The 13,624-nt window shown below is 71.1% G+C and carries 13 protein-coding genes; 4 read left to right on the forward strand and 9 right to left on the reverse strand.

Going from position 1 to position 13,624, the window contains the following annotated elements; genetic code table 11:
• Positions 1-41: 41 nt before the first annotated feature.
• The 4 genes from LT971_RS00960 to hemL form a co-directional block, all read right to left on the reverse strand.
• Positions 42-776 carry a CPBP family intramembrane glutamic endopeptidase gene (locus LT971_RS00960; protein ID WP_237004979.1) on the reverse strand — a complete coding sequence of 245 codons (735 nt, stop codon included), beginning with the start codon at positions 774-776 and terminating at the stop codon, positions 42-44.
• A gap of 85 nt (positions 777-861) precedes the next feature.
• Entirely contained in the window at positions 862-1,374 is a 513-nt protein-coding gene (locus tag LT971_RS00965; protein WP_237004980.1) for a hypothetical protein, read from the reverse strand.
• The gene (locus LT971_RS00970) at positions 1,371-2,003 is read right to left on the reverse strand and encodes a hypothetical protein (protein ID WP_237004981.1); all 633 of its coding nucleotides are present in this window, start codon (positions 2,001-2,003) and stop codon (positions 1,371-1,373) included. The genes LT971_RS00965 and LT971_RS00970 overlap by 4 nt, the downstream gene beginning before the upstream one ends.
• Before the next feature lie 60 nt (positions 2,004-2,063).
• A complete protein-coding gene (gene hemL, locus LT971_RS00975) occupies positions 2,064-3,401 on the reverse strand; it encodes a glutamate-1-semialdehyde 2,1-aminomutase (RefSeq protein WP_237004982.1) in 1,338 nt (445 codons plus the stop codon).
• Between the two features lie 138 nt (positions 3,402-3,539).
• Here hemL and LT971_RS00980 point away from each other — a divergent pair, with 138 nt between their 5' ends.
• Complete coding sequence (locus LT971_RS00980) at positions 3,540-3,920, forward strand: Ig-like domain-containing protein (protein ID WP_237004983.1); 381 nt, start codon at positions 3,540-3,542, stop codon at positions 3,918-3,920.
• Positions 3,921-3,959: 39 nt separating this feature from the next.
• Here the strand turns inward: LT971_RS00980 and LT971_RS00985 are convergent, their stop codons facing one another.
• The 3 genes from LT971_RS00985 to LT971_RS00995 are packed head-to-tail and all read right to left on the reverse strand — an operon-like array spanning position 3,960 to position 8,243.
• Positions 3,960-4,610: a CPBP family intramembrane glutamic endopeptidase gene (locus LT971_RS00985; protein ID WP_237004984.1), complete on the reverse strand. Its 651-nt coding sequence runs from the start codon at positions 4,608-4,610 to the stop codon at positions 3,960-3,962.
• 7 nt (positions 4,611-4,617) lie between these two features.
• Complete coding sequence (gene hemB, locus LT971_RS00990; RefSeq protein WP_237004985.1) at positions 4,618-5,652, reverse strand: porphobilinogen synthase; 1,035 nt, start codon at positions 5,650-5,652, stop codon at positions 4,618-4,620.
• A 56-nt stretch (positions 5,653-5,708) separates the two neighbouring features.
• Entirely contained in the window at positions 5,709-8,243 is a 2,535-nt protein-coding gene (locus LT971_RS00995; protein ID WP_237004986.1) for a heavy metal translocating P-type ATPase, read from the reverse strand.
• A 222-nt stretch (positions 8,244-8,465) separates the two neighbouring features.
• On the opposite strand from LT971_RS00995, the gene LT971_RS01000 reads away from it, so the two are divergent.
• From LT971_RS01000 to LT971_RS01010, 3 genes are all read left to right on the forward strand, one after another.
• Positions 8,466-9,710: an MFS transporter gene (locus tag LT971_RS01000; protein WP_237004987.1), complete on the forward strand. Its 1,245-nt coding sequence runs from the start codon at positions 8,466-8,468 to the stop codon at positions 9,708-9,710.
• 72 nt (positions 9,711-9,782) lie between these two features.
• Positions 9,783-10,376 (forward strand): GNAT family N-acetyltransferase, encoded by a 594-nt coding sequence (locus LT971_RS01005; RefSeq protein WP_237004988.1) that lies wholly within the window; start codon positions 9,783-9,785, stop codon positions 10,374-10,376.
• 63 nt (positions 10,377-10,439) lie between these two features.
• Positions 10,440-10,976, forward strand: coding sequence for a GNAT family N-acetyltransferase (locus LT971_RS01010; protein ID WP_237004989.1), 537 nt, complete (start codon positions 10,440-10,442; stop codon positions 10,974-10,976).
• A gap of 2 nt (positions 10,977-10,978) precedes the next feature.
• On the opposite strand, the gene LT971_RS01015 is transcribed toward LT971_RS01010, so the two are convergent.
• Both LT971_RS01015 and LT971_RS01020 read right to left on the reverse strand, forming a co-directional pair.
• Positions 10,979-11,371, reverse strand: a complete 393-nt coding sequence (locus LT971_RS01015) for a DUF7522 family protein (protein WP_237004990.1) — start codon at positions 11,369-11,371, stop codon at positions 10,979-10,981.
• A 56-nt stretch (positions 11,372-11,427) separates the two neighbouring features.
• A complete protein-coding gene (locus LT971_RS01020) occupies positions 11,428-13,563 on the reverse strand; it encodes a (Fe-S)-binding protein (RefSeq protein WP_237004991.1) in 2,136 nt (711 codons plus the stop codon).
• Positions 13,564-13,624 lie beyond the last annotated feature (61 nt).

The following is a 13,624-nucleotide window of genomic DNA, read 5'->3' on the forward strand; positions in this document are numbered from 1 at the left end:
CCGCGCTCCCGCTTGAAACCCCCTGCGTTCCGCTCGCGGCGTCAGGTCGCCGTGGCGTCGCCGGCATCCGGTAGCCCGTCCTCGCGGAACACTTCGAGTGCCTGCCAGACGTTGTTCGCGCCGTGCAGGACGACCGCCGGCAGTAGACTCCCGGTGAGGACGACGACGCCAGTCATCACGAGCGCGAACGCGAGGTAGAACCCAAGCGCCATCGGGTTCAGCACGGCGAGGCCGTGGGTGGCAGCGAACGCCAGCGCCGCACCGCCTACCGCCACCGGCCACGGCAGGCCGACGCCGAGCAGCGCCGCGAGCACCACGCCACGGTAGACGAACTCCTCGCAGACGCTTGCCGTGACACAGCCCGAGACGTACCAGAGAACTCGCTCTCGACCGTTCGCGGGGTACGTCGTGGTGAAGCTTGTCGGCGCGTCTGCCACCGGAACCGACGGCTCTCTGGCGGCGGCGTAGGCGTACCACGCCGTGAGGCCGACCGCTGCCGCGGCGCAAGCGACGGTGACCGGCAGCGACGGCAGCCGGACACCGACCGACGAGAGCGGGACATCCGCCACGGCGACGACCAGCCAGCCGGCGACGGCTGCCTGCACCCAGCGAATACCGGTCACGACGCTCCAGAACTGCGACCACGCCCGGTGGTCGAACGCCGTCCAGAGCCGGCGGGACCACGGTGTCAGGCTGTGCAGGAAGTCGAAGACTGGGAGCGCGAGCAAGACGACAACCGCCCACGTCGGGAACGCGACGGCACCGTCAGGGAACACGTGTCGTCACCTCTCCGAACCGGTTCCGGGGTTGCATCTACCGGACGCCCTCGGGCCGCCCACTTCAGTATTTTCGTGGCAGGCACTAGACGCGTTCGCCCTCGCGCAGTTCGGCCCGCCACTCGCGGAGCCCCGACGGCATCACGACCACGTCGCGGCGGGCGCGAACGTACCGGACGCTCAGCCACGTCCCGGCGACGACGGCGGCCGCGACCAGCAGCGTCCCGACCGGGTCGGGTTCGCTGACGGCGTTGCCGCCCTCGAAGAACAGGTAGACGCCGACGACCAGCACGAGGTCGATTGCGGCGCCGAGCTTCGGCGTCTCGCCGGCGAGGCCGGGAATCTCGCCGCCGGCGTCGCGAATCGCGCGGCCGTCCATGTGGGCGGCCAGCGGCATCGCGAGGTAGGCCACGAGCGCCGGGACGCCCAGCGCGACCGCCGGGATGGAGACGACGGCGCTCGCTGCCGACGCTCCTGCCTGCGGGACGAGGGCGACGACGCCCACTATCCAGAGTGCGGTGACCACCCAGAAGGCGGCCACGACCGGGACGGCGGCGACCCAGTACCACCAGCGGGACCGGACTCGGAGTTCGCTCACGGTCGCCCTACGGACTCGTGCCTCTTGTATAGGTAGTACACGGCGAGCGGCACCTGGAGCGGCTGCGCGACGACGCCCGCGAGCCCGAGCAGCCCGTAGAGCGCGGGGTCGGGCTGCCAGTCGCGGCGGGCGTCGGCGACGGCCTCGGCGTCGAGGTAGACCGCGACCGGGAACACCAGCGAGACGACCATCCCGGCGAACGCAAGCAGCACCGCGACGGCGGCGAAACCGAACGCGCCGAGGCCGAACCCGGCGCCCGGAATCCCGCCCATGTGCCCGAACCCGGCGGCGCCCGTGAGCGCGAACGCGAACGCGAGCAGCCCGATAGCGAACCCGGCGACAGTCGCCACCACCCAGTAGACTGGCACCGACGCCACCCAGTACCACCAGTTCGAGTCGACGCTGCCGTCGGCCGGCTCGCCGACTCCCCGGGCGTGGTCTGGCCCGCCGCCGCTGGGGGTGACCGGGTCGGTTCGACGACCACTGTCCGTCTCGTCGTCGGCTCGCGGCGTCTCGCCGCTCCGGGGTGCATCGCGGTCGTCCTCGTCGTCGGCGGTGTCGTCGACGCCGTCGCCTCCCGGCGGAGCGCCGTCGCGCTCGCTGTCGTCGTCGTCAGTGTCGGGGACCATGGCCGAAGGTTCGACGTGCCGCGAGAAAAAGCCGCCGGCCTCGACCGTTCTCCGGCCGTCTCAGAGCGCGTCGCGGTAGGCTTCGACGGTCTGGTCGACGTCCTCCTCGGTGTGGGCGTACGAGACGAACTGGGACTCGAACTGGTTCTGGGAGAGCATGATGCCCTCGTCGAGCAGCTGCGGGCGGAACACGCGGTTCCAGCGGTCGACGGCCGCGTCGCCGACGTCGCTGGCGTCCGTCGGGCAGGCGTCGAAGCGCTCGCAGTCGGGGTCCTGCCGGCAGCCCGCCGCACACCGCCCGGACTGGGCGCTGCCGCCGCGCGTGAACACGACCTTGAACATGCTGTCGCGGCCGACGACGGTGTACTCGGGCGCCTGCTCGGCGACGACCTCGGCCAGCCCCTCGCGGAGCCGGTCGCCCAGCCGGTTCACGTGCTCGTAGACGTCGTTCTCGGCGGCGTACTGCAGGGTCTCCAGCCCGGCGGCCATCGTGACCGGGTGGCCGGAGAACGTCCCCGCCTGGAAGACGTCGCCGGTCGGCGTGAACGCCTCCATCACGTCCGTGCGGCCGCCGATGGCGCCGACGGGGAAGCCGCCGCCGACGATCTTCCCGAACGTCGTGACGTCCGGCGTGACGCCGAACTCGGACTGCGCGCAGCCCAGTCCGCCGACCCGGAAGCCGGTGATGACCTCGTCCCAGACCAGCAGCGCGCCGTGGTCGTGCGTGAGGTCCCGCAGCGTCTCGTGGTACCCCTCGACGGGTTCGACGATGCCCTTGTTCGCGAGAATCGGCTCCACGAGCACGGCGGCGATGTCGTCGCCGTGCGCCTCGAACACCTCGGTGACGGCCTCGGTGTCGTTGAACGGCACCGGAATCGTGTGCTCGGCGAACTCCGGCGGGATGCCCGCCGACGACGGCCCGCGGTGGTCGGCGTCGCCTTCGACGAGGGTGGACTCCTGGGCGCCGTGGTAGCCGCCCTGCATCACGACGATCTTGTTCCGGCCGGTGTAGCCGCGGGCCAGTCTGACCGCCGACACCGTCGCCTCGGTCCCCGAGTTCACGAAGCGCAGCATCTCCACGCTGGGGACGTGGCGCGCGACGAACTCGGCGTGCTCGACCTCCAGCTCTGTCGGCACGCCGTACATCGGCCCCTCGCTGGCGTGGCGCTGGATGGCGGACTCGACGGGCTGTGGGAGGTCGTGGCCCAGAAGCAGCGGCCCGAGCCCCATCACCCAGTCCACGTACCGGTTCCCGTCGGCGTCGACGACGTGGCCGCCGTCCCCGGACTGCACGAACGTCGGGTACGGCTGCGGGGCGGCGCGCACGGTCGAGTTCACGCCGCCGACGAGCACGTCGAGCGACCGGTCGTAGAGCTCCCGGGACGTCTCGCGATTCATGCCCCGAAGTTGGGAGGGTCCCCGAAAATAGGTGTCGGGTCAGGTGTTCGGCGCCGCGGAGTCGCGGTTCTCGCAGGGTCCCCGGCCGTCGTTCTGTCTGTCAGAAAACACTTACGGGTGGTCTGCCACCAGAGACGTGTGCAGCGACGCCGACTCCTCGGTGGCATCGGCCTCGTAGCGACCGGACTCACCGCGGGCTGTTTCGGGTGGAGCGACACCTTCAGCAGCCCGGGCGGCAGCGTCCTCGTGTGGAACAACGACACCGTCGCGCACTCGCTTTCCGTCACGGTTAGCGACGGCGACTCCGAGGCGTTCTCGGCGGAGTTCTCGGTCGACGGAGGCGAGAACCGAGAGCACGAGGACGCGTTTGGCGGCGGCGAGTACGACGTCGAGGTGGTGCTGGACGGCGACACGACGAAGACTCACCACCTGACTGTGGGGCGTTGCAGCGGCATCCGACTCCTCGTCGACATCGACGACGCCGGCGAGTGGGGGCTCTCGCAGGGGTACTGCGACTGACTACGGCACACCTCGGGGCCACGCCGGCGCCTCACCCGCCTAATCGGCCGTGCGTTCGGCTAGCAGCAGGCCGGCGACGTCGTTGAGCGCGTGGACGGCCATCACGACCGGGAGGCTGTGCGTCCAGAGGTACAGCGCGAGCAGGACGACGGTCGGCTGGGCCATCTGGACGGCGGCGGCCCGCGACCACTGCTCGCCGACGTGCGCGGCGAGAAACGCCACGAGCGAGACGGCGGCCGCGAGCAGCGGGCTGCCGGTGAGTGCGGTCACGCGCTCGACGGCGTACCCCCGGTAGGGGACCTCTTCGGTGATTCCGGCCGTCCCGGCGACGAACAGCCGTTCGGCCACCGAGAAGTCCGCGAACGCCGCCATCCCGTCCTCCATCGCCTCTGCGGTGCCCAGCGCTTCCCAGAGCGGCGAGAGGAGGATGGCGCTGCCGAGCATCGCGGCGAAACCGACGGCGGTGTGGTACGCGAACGGCAGCGGGCCGGCGAACGTCCAGCCGATGGACGAGAGCGGCCGGCCCTCGACGGCGAGGACGTAGCCGGCGACGGCGGCCGGCACCAGCCACTTCCAGGCGTGGGCTTCGAGGCTCTCGCTGGGCCGGCCGAGGCGGTCCTGCAGCCGGGACAGCGCCTCGAAGCCGCCGAAGGAGAGCGCGAGTCCGCCGAACGCGACCACCCAGCTCATCCGTCGCTCAGAGCGACCGGGCGACGCCCTCGGCGAAGTACGTGACGATGAGGTCTGCGCCCGCCCGCTTGATGGACAGCAGGCTCTCGCGGGCGACCGCGTCGAGGTCGAGCCACCCCTGCTCGGCGGCGGCGTGCAGCATCGCGTACTCGCCGGAGACGTTGTAGGCGGCGACCGGCCGGTCGAACTCGCGGCGCACGTCCGCCACCACGTCGAGGTACGGCAGCGCGGGCTTGACCATCAGGACGTCGGCGCCCTGTTCGACGTCCAGCGCCACCTCGCGGCCCGCCTCGCGGCGGTTCGCGGGGTCCATCTGGTAGTGCCGGCGGTCGCCGAACGCCGGTGCGCCGTCGGCGGCGTCCCGGAACGGCCCGTAGAACGCGGACTCGTACTTCGCGGCGTAGCTCATGATGGGGACGTCCGAGAAGCCCGCGTCGTCCAGCGCCACCCGGATGGCGCCGACCATCCCGTCGGTCATCGAGGACGGCGCGACCATTTCGGCTCCGGCCTCGGCCTGCGAGACGGCGGTCTTCGCGAGCAACTCGAGCGTCTCGTCGTTGTCCACCGTGAGGTCGGGGTCCTCGGCGGCGTCGTCTTCGAGCACGTTGGAAGAGCAACGCTCTTCCATGCGCTCACTCGCTTCGCTCGTGAGAACCCCGCAGTGGCCGTGGCTCGTGTACTCGCAGAGGCAGACGTCGGTAATCACGTAGGCGTCCGTCTCGCTCGTGATGCGTCGCGTGGCCTCCTGCACGACGCCGTCCTCGGCGTACGCCCGGCTGCCGACCTCGTCTTTGGCCTCGGGGATGCCGAAGAGCATGACGGCCTCCACGCCCGTCTCGAGGACTTCCTCGACCCGGGCGACGGCGTCGTCCAGCGGGACGCGCTCGTGGCCGGGCATCGACTCGATGGGCTGGCGCTCCTCGGTCGTCGCGTCGACGAACACGGGCGCGACGAAGTCCGATGGCGACAGGCTCGTCTCCGAGACGAGGTCGCGGACGCCGTCCCGGCGGAGCCGCCGGGGGCGGTGCGTGAGGTGGTCCATACCGGCTCCTCCGGGCGGCGCGGCAAAAGGGTTCGCGGAACCGACGCCCGTGGCCGCTACTCGCCCTCGGGGGCGACTAGGCCCGACAGCAGGCCGCCCCGGAGCGGCCGGGCGGAGTTCCCGACGACGACCAGACTGGAGGCCGCCATCGCCACGGCCGCGAACAGCGGGTTCAGCAGCGCGCCCACGGCCAGCGGGACGGCGACGGCGTTGTACGTGAACGCCCAGCCGAGGTTCTGGCGGATGCGCGACCGGGTGGCGTCAGCGAGCCCGAACAGCTCGGGGACGGCGTCGAGGTCGCCGGTGACGACGGCGTCGGCGGCGTCGGCGGCGAGTTCGGTGCCGGACGCCATCGCGACGCCGAGGTCGGCGGCGGCGAGCGCGGGCGCGTCGTTGCTGCCGTCGCCGACCATCGCCACCGTCGCGTCCTCGCTGTCGCCGACCGCGCGCACCGTCTGTGCCTTCCCCTCGGGCGGGACGCCGGCGAACACGTCCGCGACGGCGTCGTGGTCGCGGAACGGCGCAGCGGCCTCGGGGTCGTCGCCCGTCAGCACGACCACGTCACGGCCTTCAGCCGCGAGCTGTTCGACGACCGGTAGCCACTCCTCGCGGGGCTGGTCGGCCACGGCGAGTACCCCCTTCGCCTCGCCGTCCCAGCCGACGACTGTGGGCACGCCCTCGCTCGCCGCCACGGCGTCCCGGACTGTCCCGGGCACGGCCCAGTCAGCGAACAACTCCGGGTGACCGACGAGCACGCGGTCGCCGTCGACAGTGCCGGCGACGCCCCGCGGTTTCCGGTCGAAGTCGGTCACCTCGGCGTCCGGCGGGTCGGCGCGGTCGGTGACGGCCTCGGCGACCGGGTGCGTGGAGAACTGTTCGACGGCCGCCGCTCGCGCGAGCACGGTCTCTGTCTCGGTGCCGTCGGCCGCCGTCACGTCCTCGACGGCCATCTCCCCCGTCGTGAGCGTCCCGGTCTTGTCGAGGACGACGGCGTCGACGTCCCGCACGCGCTCGAAGACGCCGGCGTCGGTGACGACCACGCCCGCGTCGAGCGCTTCCCGGACGCCCGCCGACACGGCCAGCGGCGTGGCGAGCCCGAGCGCGCACGGGCAGGAGACGACGAGGACCGCGACGCCCGTGAGCACGGCGGCCGCGACGCCGGCACCCGCCCAGAGGTAGTAGGCGGCCGTGGCGATGGCGACCACCACCACGAGCGGGACGAAGACGGCGGCGAGCCGGTCGGCGACCTGCTGGACGCCCGGCCGCGAGCTCCGGATGTCCCACAGCAGGTCGACCAGCCGGGCGGCCGTCGACCCGGCGCCCTCGCCCGCCTCGACGACGAGCGCATCGTCGGTGACGACGGTGCCGCCGACAACCCCGTCGCCGGGCCGCTTCGTGTCCGGGACGGACTCGCCCGTGACGAGGGACTCGTCGACGGCCGCAGCGCCCTCGGCGACGGTGCCGTCGACGGGGACGCGCTCGCCGGCGCGCACCACGACCTCGTCGCCCGTCTCGAGGTCGTCGACGGCGACGGTCTCGGTGGCGCCGTCGCCGGTCCGCCTGCGGGTCTCGTCGACGCGCGCGGCGGCGAACGCCGACAGGCCGGAGACGGCGCGGGCCTTCACGCGCTCCTCGATGCGGTTGCCGAGCGTGACGACGAGCACCACCATCACGGCGACGTCGAAGTAGACGTGCGCGCTGCCGGCCGCCCACGCCACCACCGAGTACCCCCACGCTGCGAGCACGGCGAGCGCGACGAGCAGGTCCATGTTCGGGCGGCCGGCGCGCAGGCTCACGTACGCGCCCCTGAGGAACGGCCGGCCGGTGTAGAAGACGACGACGGTGGCGAGCGCGGCGACGACCGGGACGACGCTCCCGACGGAGAGCGCGTCGGCGTTGAGGATGGCCGCGAACGACACGCTCTGGAGCACGGCGAGCAGCGCCACCGCTTCGAGCAGCCCGAACACGAGCCCGAACGTCACCGCGCAGTAGACGGTGCCGAGCGCGAGCGTGGCGGCGAGCACCCCGAGTTCGGTCGTCGGCGCGAGGTCGAGGTAGGAGCCGTACAGCACGAGCCCGTAGCCGAGCATCACGACCATCCCGAGCAGACTCCCGACGACCACCCGGAGGTCGTCGCCGAGCCACCCCTCGGACCCGCTGGCTCCCGCCGCCTCGCTCTCGTCGTCCGGGAGCGACGCGCCGTACCCCAGCCGGTCGAAGATGCCGGGCAGGTCGGCGGGGTCGGTGGTCTCCGGGTCGTAGGCCACGCGGGCGGCGTCCGTCGCGTAGCTCACGTCGGCGTCGTGGACGCCGTCCGTGCTCGCCGCCTCGTCCTCGAGGAACAGCTCGCAGGCCGAACAGTGGAGGCCGTCGACGTCGAGGTAAGCGGTCTCGGCGCTCTCGGGCACGTCGCGGCCGCTCGCGTCGTCGCTCACGTCGGTCCTGTCGAGGTCGTCGGGGTCGGCGGCCGAGACGTCGTCGAGCCGGCGGCCGACCTCCAGACAGCCACGGCAGCAGTACTCGCCGTCGACGCCGCCGTCGGTGACCGGCGGGTCGGGCGTCGGGAGGTCGCAGAGCGCGCACTGGCTCACCGCCACTCACCCGTCCTGCTGGCGCCACGCTCGGCTGGCCGACGGCCGGCGCGCTGGTGCATACCCGGAGGTAGGCAACACCGCCGCAAGCCCCTTCACCCGAACATCTTCCCGCGCGTTCCCGGCGGGTCGGAGTGCCGCCGCTGGCCCGGAACTGCCGGCAAACCCTGCCGGCTACGGGGAATCCGCAACGGCCTTGACGGGGCTGGCCCACCCGCGAGTGTGGACCGGGACCAACTGCAGTTCTACTCGCTGTACGTCTCGCGGTTCGCCGGCGGCTTCGGGTTCAGCGCGCTCGCCCTGCTGCTCCCGAAGTACGCCAACGAACTGGTCGCCTCCGACCTCATGATCGGGCTGTTCTACACGGGGTTCACGGCGACCCAGGCGCTCGTCGTCGTGCCGCTCGCGTGGGCCGGCGACCGCTACGACAAACGCGCCATCTTCCTCGGCCTGCTCGGGTTCGGCGTCGTCGTCTCGCTGGCGTTCACGCTCGTCGGCACGTCCTGGCAGCTCGTCGCCGTGCGCGGCGGGCAGGGCATCCTCGCCACCGGCATGGGGCTGTTGAGTCTCTCGCTGGTCGGCGAACTCGCCTCGAAAGGCACCCGCGCGAACTACATCGGGAAGGCCAACGCCTGGCGGTTCGCCGCCTCCCTGTTCGGGTTCGGCGCCGCCGGCGTGCTCTACGACCTCTACGGCTTCGAGCCCGTCTTCTACGTGCTCGCGGTGCTGTTCGTCGTCGCCTTCGTCGCAGTCTGGTTCCTGCTCGACGCCGACGACACCCGCATCCGGGGGTTCCCGTTCAGCGACCTCGCCGTGAACCGTCGCATCCTCACCCTCACCAGCTTCCGCGCGCAGTACGCCGTCGCCGTCACCCTCGTCCGGTCGTGGGTCGCCGTCTACGCCGGCCTCGAAGCCTCCCGGGGCGGGCTGGCGTACACCGGCGTCGTGCTCGCCGTCGTGCTCAGCGCGGAGAAGTTCACGAACATGCTCTGCCAGCCGCACACCGGCCGGCTCTCCGACCGCTTCGGTCGGTCGCTGTTCGTCGCCGCCGGCGGCGCGGGCTACGGCGTCGTCGCGATGCTCGTCCCGTTCACGCCCGCCGTCGGGAACGCGCTCGGGCTGGCCGCCTCCGCGCCCTTCCTCGGCGAACTCTCCCCGGCGTTCCTCCCGCTGCTGGCGGTCAACGGTCTGCTCGGCGTCGCCGACTCCTTCCGGGAGCCCGCGAGCATGGCGCTGTTCGCCGACGAGGGCATCGACGGCGAGGGGGTCGCCTCCTCGTTCGGCATCCGCGAACTCGTCTGGCGGCCGGGCAGCGTGCTCGCGCCCGTGCTCGGCGGCTGGCTGATGGGCCAGTTCGGCATCGAGTGGGCGTTCTACGTCGGCGGCGCGTTCGCGCTCACCGGCGTCGCCACCTTCGTCGCGGTGCTCGTGCGCTCGCACGGCGCCGAAGCCCTCACCGAGTGGTAGCAGACCTCTCGGGTTTCCGAGTGAAATCCCCTTCAGCGAACACCTAACTCTCCGTGGGTGCCTTGTCCGGGTATGCCCGGCCCAGCGTTCGCGGAGGGCGACGCCGTCTCCCTCCACCCGATCGAGGACGAGGACCACGAGTTCATCCAGCGCTACCGCAACCATCCCGACGTGCGGGTGCCGCTGACCGACACCCGCATCCGGACGCTCGGTGACGTCGCCGAGTCGGTCGAAGAGGACGACTACCGGTTCCTCATCTGCGTGGACGAACGAAGTGAGTCCACCGAAAACGCGAGCGGGGACGCAGGACCCGCGAGCAGCGTGGACGACGAGGACGGCGACGACCCGACGCCGGTCGGCGAGGTGGCATTCGCGTACGTCCACCAGGAGGGCGAGCGCGGCGCCCTGATGTACTGGGTGGCGCCCGAGCACCGGGGCAACGGCTACGTCACGGAGGCCACCGAACTGTTCCTGGACTACGCGTTCCGGGAGTGCGGGTTCCACAAGGTGACCGCCCGGGTGCTCGCGTCGAACGAGGCGTCGGCCGGCGCGCTGGAGAAACTCGGGTTCCAGCAGGAGGGCCGACGCCGCGAGAACGCGGTCGTCGACGGCGAGCGCGAGGACATGTTCACGTACGGCTTGCTCGCCCGCGAGTGGCTGAACTGACGGCGCGCGAACAGGAATTCGGTTCAGCGAGGCTATAACTGGCCGTCCGTGCAAGTCTGGGGTATGCCCGGTCCAGCGTTCACCACCGGCGAGCGGGTGTCCCTGCACCCCATCGAGGACGAGGACCACGAGTTCCTCCAGCGCGGCCGCAACCACCCCGAGGTGCGCGTGCCGCTGACCGACACCGACGTCCACACCATCGACGACGTCGCGGAGCTGGTCGACGACGCCGACCAGCACTTCCTCGTCTGCGAGAAGCCAGACGGCGACGAGGCGCCGACCCGGGTCGGTGTCGTGGCGTTCACGTGGACGAGCGAGCCGCCGAAGTCCGGCGACATGATGTACTGGGTGCTGCCCGAACACCAGGGCAACGGCTACGTCACGGAGGCCACCGAACTGTTCCTGGACTACGCGTTCCGGGAGTGTGGCTACCACAAGGTGACGGCGCGGGCCCTCGAGACGAACGCGGCCTCCATCGCCGTTCTGGAGAAACTCGGATTCCAGCGGGAGGGCACGCTGCGCGACGACCACTTCGTCGACGGCGACCTCGTCGACGCCCACGCGTTCGGCCTGCTTGCCGACGAGTGGCTCGCGGAGTGAGCCTACGCCTCGCCGAAGGCGACCCGGCGGACTGACGCGACGAACTCCGTCAGCGACTGCGCCACGCGGGCATCCAGTTCGACGAGCATCCCGCGCTGGCCGGCGGCGTCGCCGGTCGGCCGGAGGTGCATCACGGCGGCCTCGTCCCGTATCTGGATGCTCGCGCGTTCGGGCCCCAGCGTCCCCCAGCGGTCGTCCTCGGGCGCCGTGGTCGTCGCGCGAATCGACTCGTGGACGGCGCCGAAGCGTTTTGCGACGTCGTCCTCGAGGTCGCTGCGAGCGTACCTGACGTCGAGGTCGTCGCCGTCGTAGACAGCGACCCCCCGCAGGCCGTCCTGAGCGCGGTCGTGGACGTACGCCTGCACTTCCCGGGGTCTGAGCGAACCGTCGGCCATACGGTCCTGTTGGAGGGCTGACGGAAAACTGTTCGGTCGGCGGACAGGTCGGCCGGTCAGTCGGCGGCCGCCGACGTGGCGCTGGCGTCGCTCGCAGCGCCGCCGTCTTTCGCCTCGATGGCCTCCACGAGCAGCTCCGTGACGTCCGTGATCTCGATGTCGTCCTCGTAGCCGCCGGTCTTCCGACCGTCCTCGTACATCGTCATGCACATCGGGCACGCGACGACGAACCGGTCGACGTCCGGCCCGGCGTCGGTGTCCTCCAGCGCCTCCCGGATGCGCTCCTCGCTGGGCTTGGGCTCCTCGTCGAAGTCCATCCAGAGGCCGCCGCCGCCGCCACCGCAGCAGAACGAATCGCTGCGGTTCCGCGGCATCTCGTCGAGGGTCACGCCCGTTGCGCGCACGACCTCCCGGGGCGCCTCGAACTCGCCGTTGTACCGGCCGAGGTGGCAGGGGTCGTGGTACGTGACGGTGTCGTCGAGTTCCGTGCCCGAGAGCCCGAGCGCGCCCCGGTTCACGAGGTCTTCGACGACCTGCGTGTAGTGGTAGACCGAATCGGCGTCCTCGAAGCCGAACTGGTCGTACTCGTTGCTGAACGTGTTGTACGAGTGCGGGTCCGTGCAGACGACCTTCTCGTAGTCGCACTCGCGGAACGCCTCGATGTTCTCCTCGGCGACCATCTCGAAGAGCCCCTCCTCGCCCACGCGGCGGATGTCGTTGCCGTCGTTTTGCTCGTCCTCGTAGAGGATGCCGTAGTCGACGCCGGCCGCCTCGAAGACCTTCGCCAGGGAGCGCGCGACGTGCTGGTTGCGCTCGTCGTAGCTCGGGTAGTCGCCGACGTACCAGAGGTACTCGACGTCCTGCTCGCGGGCGTCGGGCACCTCGAAGTCGAGTTCCTCGGTCCAGTCCGGGCGCTTCCGGTCGGGTTCGCCGAACGTGTTGCCCTTCTGGAAGACGTTCATGACGGCCTCCTCGACGTTCTTGTTCATCTGGCCGGACTCCGTGAGCCGGCGGTTCATCTCCGTGAACTGCGTGACGTGCTCGATGTCCACCGGGCAGGCGTCCATACACGCCATACAGGACATGCAGGACTCCATCGTCTCCGCGTCGATAACGGAGGTGCCGCCGTCGGCGACGATGTCGACCTCCTCGCGCTCGCCGGACTCCAGGCCCTCCCGGTAGGACTTCAGGTCGAGAATCACGTCCCGGGGGTCCAGCGGGCGGCCGGCGGCCTTCGCCGGACACGCCGACGAACACCGGCCGCACTTCGTGCAGGCGTCGTGGTCGAGCAGCTGTTTCCACGAGAAGTCCTCGATCTCGGAGGGCCCGATCTCCTCGGGGCTGGCGTCCTCGGGGACGCGCGGCAGCCGGCGGCCGGCGTCCTCGTCGCGCGCCACGAGGTTCGCGTAACTGGAGATCATGTGGAACGGCTTCGCGTACGGAATCGCGGCGACGAACGCCAGCGCCAGAATCGAGTGGCTCCACCAGACGACGGGGTAGGCCGACGCCGCCATCGACGCGTCGACGCCGGCGACCGCCAGTACGTCGGCGACGAACCAGCCGACGAACGACACCGTCTCGAACTCCGGCCGGCCGGTGCCGAGGATGCGGACGCCCTCGGTGAGGTAGCCGCCGACGCCCAGCAGGAACAGCGTCCACACGAACGCGTCGTCCTCGAGGCTCGTGTGCTTCCCCCAGAGGCGCTCGTTGCGCACCCAGTACCGCCGGTAGATGGCGACGCCGACGCCGACGACGAACAGCAGCCCCATCGCGTCCATCACCAGCGAGTACGAGAGGTAGAAGTCACCGACGAAGAAGGAGGGCTGGCCGAGCGCCTTCGTCCAGATGTCCATGTCGATGGCGAGGATGGTGGTCCCAATGAGCAGCGTCAGGAAGCCCCAGAGGATGAACGTGTGCATCAGGCCCGCGACCAGGTCGCGGTCGAACTGCTTCTCGTTGGACGCGACGAGTTTCGCGGCCGCCACCACGCGACCGGGGAGGTTCGACAGCCGCTCGGTCGGGTCCTCGCTCCCCGTCGCGTACGTGGCGAACCGCTGGTAGATGCCGTACAGGAGGATGGCGATGGCCATCGCGGCGAGCCCGTAGAACATGGCCTCGCCGACGTGGCTGATGCGCCAGAACGTGGGGCGGGTGACCTCGCCCCCCGTCTGCGCCAGCACGGTCGAATACATACCAGTACGCGTGGGCAGGATTCGCATAAAGGTTGTCAACCGGGAGACCACGGGCTCGGCG

Source organism: Halobacterium rubrum (assembly GCF_021729015.1).
Lineage (GTDB): Archaea > Halobacteriota > Halobacteria > Halobacteriales > Halobacteriaceae > Halobacterium > Halobacterium rubrum.

Excerpts from the sequence above, each read along its gene's own strand:
- LT971_RS01005 (WP_237004988.1), top strand. The coding sequence starts at position 9,783 with ATGCCCGGCCCAGCGTTCGCGGAGGGCGACGCCGTCTCCCTCCACCCG.
- LT971_RS00985 (WP_237004984.1), bottom strand. The coding sequence starts at position 4,610 with ATGAGCTGGGTGGTCGCGTTCGGCGGACTCGCGCTCTCCTTCGGCGGC.
- LT971_RS01015 (WP_237004990.1), bottom strand. The coding sequence starts at position 11,371 with ATGGCCGACGGTTCGCTCAGACCCCGGGAAGTGCAGGCGTACGTCCAC.
- LT971_RS00970 (WP_237004981.1), bottom strand. The coding sequence starts at position 2,003 with ATGGTCCCCGACACTGACGACGACGACAGCGAGCGCGACGGCGCTCCG.
- LT971_RS01010 (WP_237004989.1), top strand. The coding sequence starts at position 10,440 with ATGCCCGGTCCAGCGTTCACCACCGGCGAGCGGGTGTCCCTGCACCCC.
- hemB (WP_237004985.1), bottom strand. The coding sequence starts at position 5,652 with ATGGACCACCTCACGCACCGCCCCCGGCGGCTCCGCCGGGACGGCGTC.
- hemL (WP_237004982.1), bottom strand. The coding sequence starts at position 3,401 with ATGAATCGCGAGACGTCCCGGGAGCTCTACGACCGGTCGCTCGACGTG.
- LT971_RS01020 (WP_237004991.1), bottom strand. The coding sequence starts at position 13,563 with ATGTATTCGACCGTGCTGGCGCAGACGGGGGGCGAGGTCACCCGCCCC.